This window comes from Micromonospora sp. NBRC 107095 (assembly GCF_030269705.1).
Classification (GTDB): Bacteria; Actinomycetota; Actinomycetes; order Mycobacteriales; family Micromonosporaceae; genus Micromonospora; species Micromonospora parva.
In genome coordinates this window covers 1,531,765-1,549,075 of sequence record NZ_BSTU01000001.1, presented here as the reverse complement: position 1 = coordinate 1,549,075, position 17,311 = coordinate 1,531,765, and the positions used below count along the sequence as shown (strand labels likewise).

15 protein-coding genes are annotated in these 17,311 nt (G+C 71.3%); 7 read left to right on the top strand and 8 right to left on the bottom strand.

The window, feature by feature from the left end:
* Positions 1 to 83 precede the first annotated feature (83 nt).
* From ilvN to QSK15_RS07290, 3 genes are all read right to left on the bottom strand, one after another.
* Positions 84 to 599 (bottom strand): acetolactate synthase small subunit, encoded by a 516-nt coding sequence (gene ilvN, locus QSK15_RS07300; RefSeq protein ID WP_030337232.1) that lies wholly within the window; start codon positions 597 to 599, stop codon positions 84 to 86.
* A 2-nt stretch (positions 600 to 601) separates the two neighbouring features.
* Positions 602 to 2,482, bottom strand: a complete 1,881-nt coding sequence (locus QSK15_RS07295; RefSeq protein ID WP_285793473.1) for an acetolactate synthase large subunit — start codon at positions 2,480 to 2,482, stop codon at positions 602 to 604.
* Between the two features lie 188 nt (positions 2,483 to 2,670).
* Positions 2,671 to 5,025, bottom strand: coding sequence for a putative bifunctional diguanylate cyclase/phosphodiesterase (locus QSK15_RS07290; protein WP_502889556.1), 2,355 nt, complete (start codon positions 5,023 to 5,025; stop codon positions 2,671 to 2,673).
* A gap of 129 nt (positions 5,026 to 5,154) precedes the next feature.
* On the opposite strand from QSK15_RS07290, the gene ilvD reads away from it, so the two are divergent.
* A complete protein-coding gene (ilvD, locus tag QSK15_RS07285) occupies positions 5,155 to 7,002 on the top strand; it encodes a dihydroxy-acid dehydratase (protein ID WP_285793471.1) in 1,848 nt (615 codons plus the stop codon).
* A 111-nt stretch (positions 7,003 to 7,113) separates the two neighbouring features.
* Here ilvD and QSK15_RS07280 read toward each other — a convergent pair whose 3' ends face one another.
* Entirely contained in the window at positions 7,114 to 7,929 is an 816-nt protein-coding gene (locus QSK15_RS07280; protein WP_285793470.1) for a DUF3152 domain-containing protein, read from the bottom strand.
* Between the two features lie 125 nt (positions 7,930 to 8,054).
* Positions 8,055 to 9,260 (bottom strand): ROK family transcriptional regulator, encoded by a 1,206-nt coding sequence (locus QSK15_RS07275; protein WP_285793469.1) that lies wholly within the window; start codon positions 9,258 to 9,260, stop codon positions 8,055 to 8,057.
* A gap of 163 nt (positions 9,261 to 9,423) precedes the next feature.
* Between QSK15_RS07275 and QSK15_RS07270 the strand changes: the two genes are divergently transcribed.
* The 6 genes from QSK15_RS07270 to QSK15_RS07245 are packed head-to-tail and all read left to right on the top strand — an operon-like array spanning position 9,424 to position 14,417.
* Entirely contained in the window at positions 9,424 to 10,152 is a 729-nt protein-coding gene (locus tag QSK15_RS07270; protein WP_030337219.1) for an amino acid ABC transporter ATP-binding protein, read from the top strand.
* Positions 10,153 to 10,171: 19 nt separating this feature from the next.
* Positions 10,172 to 11,140, top strand: a complete 969-nt coding sequence (locus tag QSK15_RS07265; protein ID WP_285793468.1) for a glutamate ABC transporter substrate-binding protein — start codon at positions 10,172 to 10,174, stop codon at positions 11,138 to 11,140.
* A 16-nt stretch (positions 11,141 to 11,156) separates the two neighbouring features.
* On the top strand, positions 11,157 to 11,801 hold the full coding sequence (locus tag QSK15_RS07260) for an amino acid ABC transporter permease (RefSeq protein WP_030337216.1): 645 nt from the start codon (positions 11,157 to 11,159) through the stop codon (positions 11,799 to 11,801).
* Entirely contained in the window at positions 11,798 to 12,667 is an 870-nt protein-coding gene (locus tag QSK15_RS07255; RefSeq protein WP_285793467.1) for an amino acid ABC transporter permease, read from the top strand. Before QSK15_RS07260 ends, QSK15_RS07255 begins: the two co-directional genes overlap by 4 nt.
* The gene (locus QSK15_RS07250) at positions 12,664 to 13,677 is read left to right on the top strand and encodes an asparaginase (protein ID WP_285793466.1); all 1,014 of its coding nucleotides are present in this window, start codon (positions 12,664 to 12,666) and stop codon (positions 13,675 to 13,677) included. The genes QSK15_RS07255 and QSK15_RS07250 overlap by 4 nt, the downstream gene beginning before the upstream one ends.
* A complete protein-coding gene (locus QSK15_RS07245; protein ID WP_285793465.1) occupies positions 13,674 to 14,417 on the top strand; it encodes a copper homeostasis protein CutC in 744 nt (247 codons plus the stop codon). The genes QSK15_RS07250 and QSK15_RS07245 overlap by 4 nt, the downstream gene beginning before the upstream one ends.
* Before the next feature lie 92 nt (positions 14,418 to 14,509).
* Here QSK15_RS07245 and QSK15_RS07240 read toward each other — a convergent pair whose 3' ends face one another.
* The 3 genes from QSK15_RS07240 to QSK15_RS07230 form a co-directional block, all read right to left on the bottom strand.
* The gene (locus QSK15_RS07240) at positions 14,510 to 15,046 is read right to left on the bottom strand and encodes a hypothetical protein (RefSeq protein ID WP_285793464.1); all 537 of its coding nucleotides are present in this window, start codon (positions 15,044 to 15,046) and stop codon (positions 14,510 to 14,512) included.
* Positions 15,047 to 15,196: 150 nt separating this feature from the next.
* Entirely contained in the window at positions 15,197 to 16,882 is a 1,686-nt protein-coding gene (locus tag QSK15_RS07235) for a SulP family inorganic anion transporter (RefSeq protein WP_285793463.1), read from the bottom strand.
* Positions 16,879 to 17,217 (bottom strand): ArsR/SmtB family transcription factor, encoded by a 339-nt coding sequence (locus tag QSK15_RS07230; RefSeq protein WP_285793462.1) that lies wholly within the window; start codon positions 17,215 to 17,217, stop codon positions 16,879 to 16,881. The genes QSK15_RS07235 and QSK15_RS07230 overlap by 4 nt, the downstream gene beginning before the upstream one ends.
* Positions 17,218 to 17,311 lie beyond the last annotated feature (94 nt).

Below are 17,311 nucleotides of genomic sequence, written 5' to 3'. Positions count from 1 at the left end.
TTCGTACGACGGCCGGGGCGGCCCGTCGTGGTCTGTGCGGATGAATTTCCGAAGGCGGCCCGCGAGGGCCGACCGGCGGCGGGTCAGGCGGCCCGCAGCGCGGGACCGGCGGTGATCGAACGCGAGCCGCGCCCGATGGCCACCAGCCCGGACTGGACCATCTCCTTGATGCCGAAGGACTCGAGATCGCGCAGGAGCGCGTCGAGCTTGTCCGGGGTGCCGGTGGCTTCGATGGTCAGCGTGTCCGGTGCGACGTCGACCACCCGGGCCCGGAACAGGTTGACGGTCTCCAGCACCTGCGAGCGCGCGGCCCGGTCGGCGCGAACCTTTACCAGCAGCAACTCCCGGGCAACCGAGACCTGCGGGTCCAGCTCAACGATCTTGAGCACGTTGACCAGCTTGTTCAGCTGCTTGGTGACCTGCTCCAGCGGGGACGACTCCGCGTTGACCACGATGGTGATCCGGGAGACGTCGGGGTTCTCGGTCTCGCCGACGGCGAGACTGTCGATGTTGAACCCACGCCGGGAGAACAGGCCGGAGACCCGGGCGAGTACGCCGGGCTTGTTCTCCACCAGCACCGAAAGCGTATGCATAGTCATGATCAGATGTCATCCTCGTCGAAGGCCGGGCGGACGCCACGGGCGAACATGATCTCGTCATTGCTGGTGCCGGCGGCGACCATCGGCCAGACCATCGCGTCCTTGCCGACCACAAAGTCGATCACCACGGGCGCGTCGTTGATCTCCATGGCGGCGGCGATGGTCTTGTCCACGTCGGCGGCGTTCTCGCACCGCAACCCGACGCAGCCCAGCGCCTCGGCGAGCTTGACGAAGTCGGGGATGCGGTGCTTGTGGGTGCCGAGCTCGGTGTTGGAGTAGCGCTCGTTGTAGAAGAGCGTCTGCCACTGCCGGACCATCCCCAGATTGCCGTTGTTGATCACGGCGATCTTGACCGGGATGCCCTCCAGCGCGCAGGTGGCCAACTCCTGGTTGGTCATCTGGAAGCAGCCGTCACCGTCCACCGCCCAGACCACCGTGTCCGGCTTGCCGACCTTGGCGCCCATCGCCGCCGGCACCGCGTAGCCCATCGTGCCGAGACCGCCGGAATTCAACCAGGTGTGCGGCTTCTCGTACGAGATGAACTGCGACGCCCACATCTGGTGCTGACCCACCCCGGCCACGTAGATCGCGTCCGGGCCGACGATCTCGCCCAGTCGCTTGATCACGTACTGCGGGGACAGCGTGCCGTCGGACGGCTCGTCGTAGCCCAGCGGGTAACGGTCGCGCAGGTCGTTCAGCTGCGTCCACCAGTCACCGAGGTCGGCGGTACGCCCCGCCGACCGCTCGGCGCTGACCGCGACGATCAACTCGTCGATGACGTGCTTGGCGTCGCCGACGATCGGCACGTCCACGTGCCGGTTCTTGCCGATCTCCGCCGGGTCGATGTCCGCGTGGACCACAGCCGCGTCCGGGGCGAACGAGTCCAGTTTGCCGGTGACCCGATCGTCGAAACGCGCGCCCAGCGCGACGATCAGATCCGCCTTCTGCAGGCCGTAGACCGCGGCGACGGTGCCGTGCATGCCGGGCATCCCCAGGTGCTGCTGATGCGAGTCGGGGAACGCCCCGAGCGCCATCAACGTGGTGACGACCGGGATGCCGGTCAGCTCGGCCAGCCGACGCAGCCCGTCGGTGGCACCGGCCTTGAGCACGCCGCCGCCGACATAGAGCACCGGCCGCCGGGCACCGGCCATCAGCCGCGCCGCCTCCCGGATCTGCTTGCCGTGCGGGTGCAGGGTCGGCCGGTAGCCGGGCAGGTCCAGCGTGGGCGGCCAGGAGAAGGTGGTCGGCGCCTGGAGCACGTCCTTGGGGATGTCGACCAGGACCGGGCCGGGCCGCCCGCTGCTGGCCAGGTGGAACGCCTCGGCCAGCACCCGGGGGATCTCCTCGGCGTTCTGCACGAGGAAGTTGTGCTTGGTGATCGGCAGGGTGATGCCCTGGATGTCCGCCTCCTGGAAGGCGTCGGTGCCGATCGACGGGCGGGCCACCTGGCCGGTGATCGCGACCATCGCCACCGAGTCCATGTAGGCGTCGGCGATCGGGGTGACCAGGTTCGTCGCGCCCGGGCCGGAGGTGGCGATGCAGACGCCGACCTTGCCGGTGGCCTGCGCGTAACCGGTCGCCGCGTGCCCCGCGCCCTGCTCGTGCCGCACCAGGATGTGCCGGACCGTCGAGTCGTAGAGCGGGTCGTACGCCGGCAGGATCGCGCCGCCCGGAATGCCGAAGACGACGTCGACGTCGAGCGCCTCAAGGGACCGCACGAGCGAGCCGGCCCCGGAAACCTGGGTCGCGGCGGCGGGCCGTACCACCGGGGTGGCCGGGGTGGCCGTGCGCGTGCCGGCCTGGTCGACGTCGAGGGTCGGGTCGGCGGCCGCGCGGGCCCGGCGGGCGGTGTGGGCGAGGGTCTCGGGCGTAGGTCTCGTCATGGCGGTTCTGGCCTTCGGCTGGAGTGGCTGGTGGCTAGTCAAGCGATGCGACGCGGGCGGGGCCCGCTTCGCCAGGTTCCGATGGCAATAAAAACGGCCCTCGTGCAGATGCACGGGGCCAGCGCACTCTCGGTGAGGGAGAGTGCGCTCAGGTAAGTACTCGCAGCGACCGGTACGACGACATGCGGCTAAGCCTGACGCATCTCACGCGATGAGTCAACTGATCCCACATGTTGGTTAACGGAGGTCGGCGCGTCGGCCGGCGACGCGCCATCGGTAGACGGGTTGAGCTGCCCGGACCTGCTCGGAGCGGGACGTGGCGCCGGCACCGCGGTGGGACGCGCACCCGGGGACGTGGCCGCCTCCAGCATCGCCTCCAGGTGCTCGGCCGGCACCCCCCAGCCGAAGAGCGCGCCCTGGCCGAACCGACAGCCGGCTGCCACCACGGCGGCCAGCTCGGTCGGGGTGGTCACCCCCTCGGCGATCACCTCCAGCCCCAGCTGATGGCCCAGTCGCATGACGATGTCGACCATCGGGGCGAAGGCCGGACCGTCCTGATCGACCGGGCGGACCGGCTCGTGTTCGGCGACCAGACTGTGGTCGATCTTGAGGATGTCGATCGGCAGCCGACGCAGCTGCCCCAGCGACGAGTAGCCGGCCCCGAAGTCGTCCAGCGCGATCCGGACACCGGTCAACCGCAGCGCGGTCAGCCGCCGGATCAGCTCGTCCAGGTCGGTGGCGACCGCGTGCTCGGTGACCTCCAGCACCAGCCGCTGCGGCGGCACGTGGTGCGCGCGCAGCGCCTCGGCGACCTGGACCACGTACTCCGGGGCGTGCAGCTCGCGGGGGGAGACATTGACCGACACCCAGACGTCGTGCCCGTCCGCCAGCCACCGGGAGAGCTGGTAGCAGGCCTGGTGCAGCACCCAGGCGCCGAGCGGAGCGATCATGCCGCACTCCTCGGCGAGCGGGATGAACTCGTCCGGACGGACGTTGCCCAGCTCACTGTGGTGCCAGCGCAGCAACGCCTCGGCGCCGACCGGCCGCACCGACGGCAGCGACGCCACCGGCTGGAAGGCCAACCGCAGCTCGTCGCGCTCGATGGCCCCGCGCAGCTCGTGCTCCACGGTCGTCCGCCGGCGCAGCAGCTTGTCGTACGCGGCGTCGTACCGCTCGATCCGGTTCTTGCCCCGCTGCTTGGCGTAGCGCAACGCCAGGTCGGCGTGCCGCAGCAGCAACTCCACGTCCGGCTCGTCGGCCCAGTCGGCCACCCCGATGCTCACCGACAGGAAGACCGGCCCCTCCGGCTGGTCGTACGGCCGGTTGAGCACCCCGAGGAGCCGCTCGGCGACCCGGTCCGCCTCGACCGACCGGCCCTGCATGAGCACGGCGAACTCGTCGCCACCCAGTCGGGCGGCCACGTCACCGGGGCGCAGGTTGCCCCGCAGCCGCCGGCCCACCTCGGCCAGCACCGCGTCGCCGACGTCGTGGCCCCGCATGTCGTTGACGTTCTTGAAGCCGTCCAGGTCGAGGCCGAGCAGCACGCACGGGTTGCGGTCCGCGGCGTTACGGTGCAGCGCCCGCAGCAGCCCGCGCCGGTTGGCCAACGACGTCAGCGGATCGGTGTGCGCCAACTCCCGGAAGTGCGCCTCCCGCTCGGCCAGGCGGCCCGCGTATCCCCGGACGTCACGAAGGGTGAGGTACTGCCGTGCCACCAGGGCGAAACCCTCGACGCTGCCGGCCACGATGCCGGCCGCGGTGAACCGGCCGTCCTGGGCGAGGTGGTACATCGCCGAGGCGGCCATCGCCAGCATCGGGGCGATGGCGTACTCGCCGTCGCGACCGACCATGTCCAGGTCGACCTGCCCCGGCCGGCCCGCCCGGTGAAGGGCGAGCGCGACGGTCAGCAGGCCGGCGGCGAGCAGCGACGCGCCGGTCAGCGCCATGATCGGCCCGGCCTGGCAGAGCCCGGCGCTCAGCCCCAGCCCGCCGCAGCTCACCGCGGTGATGCCGGCGCACAGCGCGGCGAGCCGTCGCCGTGGGGCGGCGGCCCGGAAGACGACGATCACGGCGAGGCCGGCGCCGAGCGCCGCGCTCACCGTGGCCACCAGGATCGCCGGGCAGGCCATCGGGGTGGCGGCACCGAGCAACCGGGTGGGCTCGGAGAAGAGCACCCAACCGACGAACCAGAGCGCCGCCGCCATGACCAACCCGTCCAGGGCGAGCCGGGCCGTTCCCGCCGCGGTGGCGGCCACCCCGGGCAGTCGGAGCAGACCAGCGGCGAAGGCCAGCCCGCTCACCGCCGTGCCGATCGCCACCAGCGTCGCCCAACCGGTGCGCTGCCCCTGCTCGTGGGCCCAGTGGTCGTTCGCGCTGAGCGCGGCGACCACCCCGGCCAGGAGGCTGAGCAGGGCGCCGCCGGCGGCCGCCGCGAGCAGCACGTGCGCCGGTCGACGCGGCCCCGTCCGCCGCCGGGCGACCACGGTCAGCAGCACGACGGCCACCGCGGCGACGAGCCCGCTGAGCGCCGCGACAGCGACCATGCCCGGTGGAAAATGCACGCCTCCAAGAGTGCCGGATGGGCGCACGTCATGGGGGGCTGAGTGTGCATCTGTTGGGACACGGCAGATACCCGGGTGGGCCGGCGCGTCGGCGGTGTCATGCTGGTATGCATGCCTGAGCTGCGGTCGAGGACTTCCACACACGGTCGGACGATGGCCGGCGCCCGGGCCCTCTGGCGGGCCACCGGGATGACCGACGACGATTTCGGCAAGCCGATCGTCGCCATCGCCAACAGTTTCACCCAGTTCGTGCCTGGTCACGTACACCTCAAGGACATGGGCGGCCTGGTCGCCGACGCGGTCGCCGAGGCCGGTGGGGTGGGCCGGGAGTTCAACACCATCGCTGTCGACGACGGCATCGCGATGGGCCACGGCGGCATGCTCTACTCGCTGCCCAGCCGTGAACTGATCGCCGACGCGGTCGAGTACATGGTCAACGCGCACTGCGCGGACGCCCTGGTCTGCATCTCCAACTGCGACAAGATCACCCCCGGGATGCTGCTCGCCGCGTTGCGGCTCAACATCCCGACCGTCTTCGTCTCCGGTGGCCCGATGGAGGCCGGCAAGACGATGGCGATCGAGGGCGTCGTGCACAGCAAGATCGACCTGATCGACGCGATGATCGCCTCCTCGAACGAGGCTGTCACCGACGAGCAGCTCGGTGAGATCGAACGCTCCGCCTGCCCGACCTGCGGCTCCTGCTCCGGGATGTTCACCGCCAACTCGATGAACTGCCTCACCGAGGCGATCGGGCTCGCGCTGCCGGGCAACGGTTCGACGCTGGCCACCCACGCCGCCCGCCGGTCGCTCTTCGTCGAGGCCGGCCGGACCGTCGTGGAGATCGCCAAGCGGTGGTACGACGGCGACGACGAATCGGTGCTGCCGCGCACTGTCGCCTCCAAGGCCGCCTTCGAGAACGCGGTCGCCCTGGACGTGGCGATGGGCGGCTCCACCAACACGGTGCTGCACCTGCTCGCCGCCGCCCGCGAGGCGGAGCTGGACTTCGGCGTCAAGGACATCGACGCGATCTCCCGACGGGTGCCGTGCCTGTCCAAGGTCGCGCCCAACTCTCCGCAGTACCACATGGAGGACGTGCACCGGGCCGGTGGCATCCCGGCGATCCTGGGCGAGCTGGACCGGGCCGGGCAGCTCAACCGGGACGTGCACGCCGTGCACTCCCCCTCGTTGGCCCAGTGGCTGACCGACTGGGACGTGCGCGGTGGCTCCCCGAAGCAGGAGGCGGTCGAGCTGTTCCACGCCGCCCCCGGCGGGGTGCGCACCACCGAGCCGTTCTCCACCACCAACCGCTGGTCGTCGCTGGACACCGACGCGGCCGGCGGCTGCATCCGGGACCACGAGCACGCGTACTCCGCCGACGGCGGGCTGGCCATCCTGCACGGCAACCTGGCACCCGAGGGCAGCGTGGTGAAGACCGCCGGCGTGCCGGACGACTGCCTGACCTTCCGGGGCCCGGCGAAGGTCTACGAGTCGCAGGACGACGCGGTGACCGCGATCCTCGCCAAGCAGGTGGTCGCCGGGGACGTGGTGGTGATCCGGTACGAGGGGCCCAAGGGCGGCCCCGGCATGCAGGAGATGCTCTACCCCACCTCGTTCCTCAAGGGACGCGGCCTGGGTCGTTCCTGCGCGCTGCTCACCGACGGCCGTTTCTCCGGTGGCACCTCCGGCCTGTCCATCGGGCACGTCTCCCCCGAGGCGGCCTCCGGCGGGATGATCGCCCTGGTCCGCGACGGCGACGAGATCGTCATCGACATCCCGAGCCGGTCGATCTCCCTCAACGTGCCGGAGGACGAGTTGGCGGCGCGCCGGGTGGCCGAGGAGAAGCGCGACCGGCCGTACACCCCGACCGATCGGCAGCGCCCGGTGTCGGCGGCGCTGCGCGCGTACGCCTCGATGGCCACCTCGGCCAGCGACGGCGCCTACCGGCGCGTCCCGGAGTAGCCGAGAGCATCCGATCGTCGACGCCGTCGAGATCTTGGACAGTTTCCGTTCGCGCAGGACGGAAACTGTCCAAGATCCCGGAGAAGGGACGACGGGACGGGGATCACCGGCTCAGGACGGTGCCCACGGTCCACTGACGAACTGCCCGTCGCCGACGAACGGGCTGACGTTGGGCAGGCAGCCGCCCAGGTCCATCGTCTGGGTCAGCATGACCGGGGCCGGCTTGCCGCGACCGCCGCACTTCATGTGGGCGAAGCCGAGGAAGTGGCCGAACTCGTGGTTGATCACGCCGGCGTGGTACTCGTCGATGCTGACCGGATATCCCGGTGAGCCCTGCAGCCACCGCCGCAGATTGACCATGATGGTCTTGCCGTACTTGCAGGAGTAGACCCCCTCGGTGTCGACGCCGCTCGCGCCGCAGAGCCGGTCCACCGTCCGGGGTGTCGCGAGCCGCACGTCGACGTCGGCCTTCGAGGTGCCGACCCGCTGAAAGGACCACGACGCGCGGGTCAGGCCCACCGCCTCGTTGGTGACCGGGTGCTGCGCCGACGTGGCCCATCCGTTCGGTGCCGCCAGCACCTGCTCGATGCTCGCGGCGAACCGGTCCGGTTTCCAGGCGGGGATGTCACCCCAGGCGATGCCCTTCTCCACCGAGACGCGGTAGCGCACCCGCTTCTTGCCCTCACCTATCACGCGACCGTTGCCGGTGGCGGTGGTGAAGGTGCCGGCGGCCCTGGTGGGAATCTGCTCGTCGGTCGGGATCTCCGGCGTTGGGCTGGAGGTGGGGCTCTGCTCCGCGCCTCCCGCAGTCGGGCCGGAACGTGGGACTTCGGCCTCCCCGGAAGCCCGCGCCGACAGGCCACACGCGGCGGTCGCCAGCACCATCGCCAACGAGATCGGTACGAGCATCCGTCCGCTGATCCGCACGGTGGGAACCTCCAGAGTCGATCACGGTCAGGTGAGGAACGCTGGAAGGCTAGGTGACCAGGAGTAAGGAAAACGTCAGGACGATCGGCGTCGACAGCCCGCCGTGCGGTGGCGGACGAGCGAGATCAGTGGGCCGCCACGACGTGGTCGATCACCAGGTGGGCGGCGCCGGTGATGCCGACGTCCTGGCTGGTGGCGACCCGCTCGATGAGCAGGGTCTGGGTGGCCAGCGGGAGGCACCGCTCGTAGAGGGTGGCCCGCATGCTGGCCAGCAGTGGTTCGCAGTCGGCGAGTCGGCCACCGATGGCGACCACCTGCGGGTTGAAGAAGTTGACCACGACGGCCAGGATCTCGCCGATGGCCCGGCCGGCCTGCCGTGCGAGCGCGGTGGCGTGCCGGTCGCCGTCGTCGATCAGGCGGATCACACCGGTCAGGTCGGAGACCGTCACGCCCTGCTCGCGTAGCGCGGTGACCAGGGCCGCGCCGCTGGCCACGGCCTCCAGGCAACCGGCGTTGCCGCAGCTGCACGGCGGCGCGGGGTCGGCCACCACCCGGCAGTGGCTGATGTCGCCGGCCGATCCCTGCGCGCCCCGGTGCAGCCGTCCACTGGAGATGACACCGGAGCCGATCCCGGTGCCGGCCTTGATGTAGACGGCATGGTCCAGTTCGGAGTGTGCGGTGCGGTGCGCGCCGAGCGCCATCAGGTTGGCGTCGTTGTCCACGATGATCGGCACGTCGACCCGGCCGGCGCAGAACGCGGCGACGTCGAAGCCGTTCCAGCCGGGCATCCGGGACGGGCTGACGATCCGGCCGGTGGCGTGCTGCACCGGGCCGGGAATGCCGATACCGATGCCCCGCAGCACGCCCGGGTCGCCGTCCGCCGTCGAGGCTGAGGTCACGAGACCGGCGGACGTCGGGTCACCGGCAGCGCCGACCAACGCCGCGACCTCGGCCAGCAGCGAACCGAGCACCTGCTCGGGGCCGTCCTCGATGCGGACCGGCAGGGTGCGGGCCTGGACCACCCGCCCGGAGAGGTCCAGCGTGCCGACGCGGGCGTGATGCGCGCCGAGGTCGATGGCACCGACCACGGCGCCGCCGGTGGGCACGGCGAGCTGGCGCGGCCGGCGTCCACCTCGGGACCGCCCGGCGCCGGTCTCCTCCAGCAACCCCTGGTTGATCAGTGCCTCGACCCGCTGGGAGACCGTCGACGGAGACAGCCCGGAGAGCCGGGACAGGTCGGCCCGACTGACGGCCGCTCCGGTGGCCACCCAACGCAGCAGCTCCCGAGGGCCGCCCCGGAGGGCTTCGCGTGGCGCGTCGTCAATCGTCACGTCAGGTTCTTAGCATCCACAGTTTGTTCAAGCAACTGGTTGACTTAGTTTCCTGGCTACCTTTAGATGGCGCTGTTGGTTCGATATGAAGCCGACTTGATTCGGTAGTCGAAGAAAGTGGGGCCGTCTGGTGGCACCGGGGACGACGGGTGCGGACCGACCGATGGTGTCGGTACGCGGCCTGCACAAGTGGTTCGGCCCGCTGCACGTGCTCAAGGACATCGACCTCACCGTGGCCGCCGGCGAGGTGGTCGTCGTGGTGGGGCCGTCCGGCTCCGGCAAGTCGACCCTGTGCCGCTGCCTGAATCGGCTGGAGACGGCCGGGCAGGGCAGCATCGAGATCGACGGCGAGCCGCTGCCGGCCGAGGGTCGGGCGCTGGCCCGGCTGCGCGCCGACGTCGGCATGGTCTTCCAGTCCTTCAACCTCTTCGGGCACAAGACGGTGCTGGACAACGTCACCCTCGGCCCCACCCGGGTCCGCAGGATCGCCCGCCCCGAGGCACGGCAGCAGGCCATGGCCCTGCTGGAACGCGTCGGGATCGCCGACAAGGCGAACCACCACCCGGCCCAACTCTCCGGTGGGCAGCAGCAGCGGGCCGCGATCGCCCGGGCGCTGGCCATGCAACCGAAGGTGCTGCTCTTCGACGAGCCGACCTCGGCCCTGGACCCGGAGATGGTCAACGAGGTGCTCGACGTGATGGTCTCCCTCGCCAAGGAGGGGATGACCATGATCGTGGTCACCCACGAGATGGGCTTCGCCCGTCGCGCCGCCGACCGGGTCGTCTTCATGGACGACGGGCGCATCGTCGAATCCGGCGCCCCTGACGAATTCTTCGCAGCTCCGCGCACCGAGCGGGCCCGCGACTTCCTTTCCAAGATCCTCCAGCACTAGCCCCCAACGGGAGGGTGTCATGTCAATCCTCAAGAAGAGCTTCACCCGGCGGCGCTCGCTCGCCCTCACCGCCACCGCCGTGGCGGTGGCCCTGGTCGCCACCGGCTGCGGCGGTGACGGCGACAGCAGCGCCCCGAAGCTGCCCGGCGACGCCGGCCTCGGTGGCGACGGCGTGGTCGCCCAGTCGGTGTACGACGCCGCCCCGGTCGCCAGCGACGCGGACATCCCGGCCGGCTCGACCATGGACGCGATCCGCAAGCGCGGCTACCTGAACATCGGCGGTTCCCTGGACGCGCCGCTGCTCGCCCAGCAGAACCCGGTCAGCGGCACCATCGAGGGCTTCGACGCCGACATGGCGAAGCTGCTGGCGAAGTACATCATCGGCAAGCCCGAGGTGAAGACGACGACCATCGGCACCCAGACCCGGGAGGCCATGCTCCAGGCCAAGTCGGTCGACGCCGTCTTCCAGACGTACACGATCACCCCGCAGCGGGCCACCCAGGTCGCCTTCGCCGGGCCGTACCTCACCTCCGGCCTCGCCGTCGGGGTCCGCAAGGACGACACCTCCATCAAGAGCGTCAAGGACCTCGCCGGCAAGACCGTCATCGTCGGGGCGAACACCCCCGCCGTCACCGCGCTGCCCTCCGCCGCGCCCGGCTCGAAGCAGATCGCCTTCGGCACCGACCCGCAGGCGCTGCAGGCCCTGCTGCAGAAGCGCGGCGACGCGTACGTGCAGGACTTCACGCTGCTCGCGTCGGGCGCCAAGGCCAACCCAGGGATGAAGGTGGTGGGCGAGCCGTTCACCACCGAGGCGTACGGCATCGGCCTCAACCGGGAGGACACGCAGTTCAAGGAGTTCATCAACAACTGGCTGAAGAAGATCCAGGCCGACGGCACGTGGGCGAAGGTCTGGGAGGGCACCCTCGGCTCGGTGGTCGAGGGCGGGGCACCCACCCCGCCGGCCCTCGGTTCCGTCGACGGCTCCTGAGCAGTCTCCCGTACCGATGGAAGCCCTCACCGCCCACCTGAGCCAGCTGGGCCACGGCCTGGTCACGACGGTCGAACTGACCGTCGTGACCACCGTCGGCGCGATGCTGCTGGGCATCGTCGTGGCCACCCTGCGGATCGCTCCCGTGCCGCTGCTGCGCGCCATCGGCACCGCGTACGTCGAGGTGTTCCAGAACCTGCCGCTGCTGGCGCTGCTGGTGCTCTTCGTGTTCGCGCTGCCGACCATCGGCATCACGTTCCCGCTGTTCACCTCCGCCGCGATCGTCATCGCGGTGTACGAGGGGGCGTACCTGGCCGAGGCGATCCGCGCCGGGATCAACACGGTCGGTGTGGGCCAGGCCGAGGCGGCCCGTGCCATCGGGCTCACCTTCGGCCAGTCCCTGCGGCACGTCATCCTGCCGCAGGGACTCCGGGCGGTGATCCAGCCGATCGGCAACATCTGCATCGCGCTGCTGATGAACACCTCGCTGGCCGCCGCCGTCGGCGTGGTCGAGCTGACCCAGGCGGCCAACAACGTGAACCTGGTCGAGGCCCAACCGATCGCCGTCTTCACCGGCGCCGGCCTCGCCTACATGCTGCTGGCGCTGATCATCGGTCAGGTCACCGGCCTGCTCGAACGAAGGCTGGCGATCGTCCGATGAACAAGACCCAACAGATCCTCTTCGACGAACCCGGCCCCCGCGCCCAACGGCGGATCCGGATCGCCACCGTGCTGGGCGCCGTCGGGCTGGCCGGCGCCCTGGCCGCGGCCGTCTACCAGTTCGCCAGCCACGGCGAACTGGCCGCCGACCGGTGGGAGCCGTTCACCACCTGGCCCATCTGGCGCTACCTGCTCAACGGGCTGTGGGCCACCGTGCGCGCAGCCGCCGCGACCGCGGTGCTCAGCGCCGCATTCGGGCTGATCCTGGCGCTCGGCCGACTGTCGACGCGTCGACCGCTGCGCTGGCTGGCCGGCGCGTACGTGGAGATCTTCCGAACCGTACCCACCCTGCTGCTGATCTACGTGACGCTGTTCGCCCTGCCGCAGTACGGCCTGAACTTCCCGCTGTTCTGGAAGCTCGTGGTGCCGCTGGTGGTCTCCAACTCGGCGGCGTTCGCCGAGATCTTCCGGTCCGGCATCCTGGCGCTGGACCGGGGACAGACCGAGGCCGGCCTCGCCGTCGGGCTGCGCCGCGGGCAGGTGATGGCGCTCGTCGTCCTGCCACAGGCGTTGCTCCAGCTCGCCCCGTCCCTGGTCAGCCAGTTGGTCGGGCTACTCAAGGACACCTCGCTCGGCTTCGTGGTCAGCTACACCGAGCTGCTCTACAGCGGGCAGGTGCTCGCCTCGTACACCCACCTGCTGATCCAGACGTTCCTGGTGGTGGCACTGATCTACCTGGTGGTCAACGCCTCGCTGTCGAAGTTCGCCCGCGTACTCCAGGCCCGCAACGGCCGCTTCGGTGGCCGGCGCGGACGGCGGACCGCTGAGCTGCCCCCGCCACTTCTCGAAGGGAACACTCCCCGGTGACCATCTTCCGCTACGCCGAACTGGCCCGGGTCGTGCGCAACGGCTTCGTGGAGAGCCGGCACTACGGCAGCGTCGTCGTACTCGCCCCGGACGGGACCGTCGCCCTCGCCGCCGGCGTACCCGACGAGCCGGTCCTGCCCCGCTCGACCCTCAAGCCGGTGCAGGCGCTGGCCTGCCGGGTCGCGGCGGGTGACGAGCTGACCGGCCCGGCGCTGGCGCTCGCCGCCGGCAGCCACACCGGTGACGACCGGCACGTCGAGGTGGTGCGGGCGATGCTGGCCGGGGCCGGCCTGACCGAGGACGCGCTCGGCTGCCCGCAGGACTGGCCGGAGGACGAACCGACCCGGGACCGGCTGATCCGCGCCGGCGGACAGCGCGAGCGGATCCGGATGAACTGCTCCGGCAAGCACGCCGCGATGCTCGTCGCCTGCGTCGCCCGGTCCTGGAACACGCACGACTACCTCGACCCGGACCACCCGGTGCAGCGGGAGACCGCCGCCGCCGTCGCCCGGCTCGCCGGCACGCCGATCGCGCACCACGCTGTCGACGGATGCGGCGCACCGCTGTTCGGGCTGCCGCTGACCGGCCTGGCCCGCACCTTCCAGGCCCTGGTCAGCGCGCCCGCCGGCAGTGACGAGGCGCTGGTCGCGCAGGCCATGCGCCAACACCCGGAGTACGTCGGCGGCTGGAACGGGCACCCCAACACCGACCTGATGCGGGCGCTGCCCGGCGTTCTCGCAAAGGGCGGAGCTGAGGGTGTGCTCGGGGTGGCCGCACCGGACGGTCACGCCGTCGCGGTGAAGGTGGTCGACGGATCACCCCGAGCCACCACCGCGATCGCCCTCGCCGCCCTCGACGCCGTGGGCGTACCCGTGGGTGGGGCCGACGCGCTGCGCCAGGTGCCGGTGCTCGGCGGCGGCGCACCGGTCGGCGCCGTCACGGCCGTCATCGACTGGACCACGTCTCGGACCGAAGCGGCACCGCCACGCACGGAAAAGGAAGAATCATGAACACATTCGAGATCTGCATCGACAGCGTCGAGGGGGCGGTCGCCGCTGAGGAGGCCGGCGCCGACCGGGTGGAGCTGTGCTCCGCGCTCTTCGACGGCGGGCTGACCCCCAGCCTGGGCACCATCGAGACGACACTGCGCGCCGTCAACCGGATCCGGGTCCACGTGATCGTCCGGCCGAGGGCCGGCGACTTCATCTACTCGCCGTTCGAGATCGAGGCGATGGAGCGGGACGTGCGGGCCGCGGTGGCGGCCGGCGCGCACGGCATCGTGATCGGTGCGCTGACCGCCGAGGGTGACGTCGACGTGCCGACCACCCGCCGGCTGATCGCCGCCGCAGGCGACGTCAGCATCACCTTCCACCGGGCGTTCGACATGACCCGTGACCCGCACGCGGCGCTGGAGCAGCTGATCGAGCTGGGAGTGCACCGGGTGCTCACCTCGGGCCAGGAAGTCAGCGTCCTGGAGGGTGCCCCGCTCATCGCCGACCTGGTGCGCCGCGCCGCCGGCCGGATCGTCGTCATGCCGGGCGGTGGCATCACCCCGCGCAACATCGCCCGGATCGTCGAGGCGACCGGCGCTGACGAGTACCACTTCGCGGCACTGGTCAGCTCGGACAGCCCAGCCGTGCACCGCAACCCGGCCCCACTGATGGGCGGCAGCCTGAACCGGCCCGAGTACGAGCGTTCGGGCACCTCCGGCGCGCTGGTCGGCCAGGTGCTCGCCGCCGCCCGCGCCTGACCATCCGCTACCGCTGACGAGCGGTGGTCCCGGGGGACGTTTCGGTTTCCTCCGTGGCCACCGCTCGCGCCGTACCGGAGCCGGTTCGCCGGTCAGCCGGTGGCGAGGTTGATGGCGACGCCGATCGGGATGGACGCCGCCAGCCCGGCGACCAGCCACCACAGCTGTTCCCGCCTGGCGTTCCGCTGTGCCGACTGGAGCCCGCTCTGAATCTGGGTCAGGCTGTTCGCCACCATCGCCATGTCCTTGGCCCGGCGGGAGTCTTCGCCGCTGAGGGAACGCCGCAGCACAGAGCGGCGAAGCCGGCTCGTCGTCGACAACGTCAGCTGATGCCGACGAACCCGACGCGACGCGAGAATCGTCGACCCCGGGTCTGCGAAGTCCGGGCCGCCCTCGTCCGGATCCTCGTCGGCCTCGGGCCCGCGGTAGTAGCCGATCGGGAACAGGCGTGACCACAGCCGCGTCCACCGGTCCTTCCACCAGAGGCCACCGCCGACGCCGAGCAGCACGAGGTCCGCGACGATCGCGGCGATCGCCCACCCGTCGGTGACGAAGAAGCCGACGGCACCGACGGAGCCGGCCGTCAGGATGAGCGCCTTCGCCGCCGCCCTGCCGCTGATCCCCCGCATGCCCGCCATTGAACCGGCCCCACCCGCCCGACGTGATCCCTGCTATCCGGAAGACGACAGCAAAGTCCTCTCGGGACAGTTCGTGGCCCGAGAGGAGAGCGCGGTCCGACGGTCTGCTCGCGGGCCGCCCCGGTCACCCACCTCCGGCCGTCACGACCGATCGGCCGGGCTGCCGGCCACGGGAAGCGCGATCCCACGGGCGTACCGGATCGCAGCCGGGGTGTCCGGGAAGACCAGTTCCTCGCGGCGCAGGTCGTCGGCGACGCCGAGGGTGGCGAGGACCTGGTCGTGGGCGGGGGTGATGCCGGAGAGCAGGACGGTGATCCCGCGTCCGCGTAGCCGCCGGATCGCGTCGCCGAGGACGTGCGCACCGGTGGCGTCCATGGTGGTCACCCGGGACATCCGCAGGATGACCACACGGACGTCGCTGACCTCGGAGAGTTCGAGGAGGAAGGTGTGGGCGGCAGCGAAGAAGAGCGGCCCGTCGAGCCGGTACGCGACGATGTGTTCGGTGAGCAGCGCGTACTCCTCGGCGCTGTGTTCCCCCTGGTCGAGGGGCACCTGTTCCAGTCGGGCGCTGCGAGCCACCGCACGCAGGGCGAGCACCACGGCGACGCCGACGCCGACCGCGACGGCGGTGACGAGATCCCAGATCACGGTGACGGCGAAGGTGAGTACCAGCACGAGCGCATCGCCCCGGGTGGCCCGGGCCAACGCCCACAGCGAACCGGCCTCCACCATTCGGACGGTGGTGGCGAGCAGCACCCCGGCCAGGGCGGCGAGCGGGATCCGGCCGACCAGCGGCGCGGCGGCCAGCACGATCGCCGCGAGGGCGACGGCGTGGGTGAGGGCCGCCAACTTCGAGGCCGCGCCGGCGCGAACGTTGACCGCTGTCCGGGCGATGGCGGCGGTGGCCGGGATGCCGCCGAAGAGGGGGGCGGCCAGGTTGGCCAGCCCCTGACCGAACAGTTCCCGGTCCGGGTCATGTCGCTCACCGACGGTCATGCCGTCAGCGACGGTGGCGGAGAGCAGGCTCTCCAGGGCGGCGAGCGCGGCGACGGCGAGAGCGCTGGGCAGCAGCACACCGAGCGCGGCGAGGTCGAGGAAGCCGAGCGAGGGTGCGGGCAGGCCCTGCGGCAGCGCGCCGATCCGGGCCAGATCGACCGGAAGGACCTCGGCGAGGACGGTGGCGGCCCCCACGCCGAGCAGGGAGAACGGCAGGCCGGGTCGCCACCGCGCGCCGAGCAGCATCAGCGCCGCGACGGCGAGGGCCACCACGAGCGCGGCGGGCTTCGGGTGTACGAGGAAACGGGCGACCGCGTCGAAGGCGACGGCCCAGACCTTCTCCCCGTGCGCGTCGCTGACGCCGAGTGCGGCGGGCACCTGTTGCAGCGCGATGACCACGGCGATGCCGGCGGTGAAACCCTCCAGCACCGGGGTGGGCAGGTAGCGGACGTAGCGGCCCAGACGGGCCACGGCGAGCGCGATCAGCACCAGGCCGGCCATCGCCCCGACCATCAGCACGCCGGTGGCTCCGAACTGCTGCACCACCGGCACCAGCACCACTGTCATCGCCCCGGTCGGCCCGGAGACCTGGAGGTTGGAGCCGCCGAAGACAGCGGCCACCGCGCCGGCGACCACGGCGGTGATCAACCCGGCCTGGGCGCCCAGCCCGGAGGTGACGCCGAACGCCAGGGCCAGCGGCAGCGCCACCACCGCCACGGTGAGCCCGGCCAGCAGGTCCCGGCGCGGCGAGCGGTGGACCGCCGCCCAGTCGGCCCGGCCGGGTAGCAGCCCGAGGAACCGCGCTCGGGCCACCGGGATGACGCGGCTCACCGGTCCGCGCCGGTGGCGCGCAGCTCCCCGAGGAGGCCGTCCCGGTCGGTGAGGACCGCGCCGAGGATCCGACGCCCGGCAGCCAGCAGGTCGGCCACGTCCGGGGTGCTGAGCGCGTACACGACAAGGGGCCCGTCGCGGTGTGAGGTGACCATCCCGGCGCGGCGCAGCACGGCGAGCTGCTGGGAGAGGTTGGAGGCCTCGACCTCGATCGCGGTGAGCAGGTCACGGACCGGCTTCGGGCCGTCCTGGAGCAGTTCGAGGACCCGGATGCGCACCGGGTGCCCGAGGGTGCGGAAGAGTTCCGCCTTCGCCTGGTACAGCGGGACCGACATGAGCACCTCTCCCGATCGATGCGAAGACTTTATCACTTGAAGAAGTCTTCAATCGGCGGGTGTGCGGTGACACCGTCCCTCCACGTCGTCGGCG

Excerpts from the sequence above, each read along its gene's own strand:
- ilvN (WP_030337232.1), bottom strand. The coding sequence starts at position 599 with ATGACTATGCATACGCTTTCGGTGCTGGTGGAGAACAAGCCCGGCGTA.
- QSK15_RS07295 (WP_285793473.1), bottom strand. The coding sequence starts at position 2,482 with ATGACGAGACCTACGCCCGAGACCCTCGCCCACACCGCCCGCCGGGCC.
- QSK15_RS07290 (WP_502889556.1), bottom strand. The coding sequence starts at position 5,025 with ATGGTCGCTGTCGCGGCGCTCAGCGGGCTCGTCGCCGCGGTGGCCGTC.
- ilvD (WP_285793471.1), top strand. The coding sequence starts at position 5,155 with ATGCCTGAGCTGCGGTCGAGGACTTCCACACACGGTCGGACGATGGCC.
- QSK15_RS07270 (WP_030337219.1), top strand. The coding sequence starts at position 9,424 with ATGGTGTCGGTACGCGGCCTGCACAAGTGGTTCGGCCCGCTGCACGTG.
- QSK15_RS07265 (WP_285793468.1), top strand. The coding sequence starts at position 10,172 with ATGTCAATCCTCAAGAAGAGCTTCACCCGGCGGCGCTCGCTCGCCCTC.
- QSK15_RS07260 (WP_030337216.1), top strand. The coding sequence starts at position 11,157 with ATGGAAGCCCTCACCGCCCACCTGAGCCAGCTGGGCCACGGCCTGGTC.
- QSK15_RS07255 (WP_285793467.1), top strand. The coding sequence starts at position 11,798 with ATGAACAAGACCCAACAGATCCTCTTCGACGAACCCGGCCCCCGCGCC.
- QSK15_RS07245 (WP_285793465.1), top strand. The coding sequence starts at position 13,674 with ATGAACACATTCGAGATCTGCATCGACAGCGTCGAGGGGGCGGTCGCC.
- QSK15_RS07240 (WP_285793464.1), bottom strand. The coding sequence starts at position 15,046 with ATGCGGGGGATCAGCGGCAGGGCGGCGGCGAAGGCGCTCATCCTGACG.
- QSK15_RS07230 (WP_285793462.1), bottom strand. The coding sequence starts at position 17,217 with ATGTCGGTCCCGCTGTACCAGGCGAAGGCGGAACTCTTCCGCACCCTC.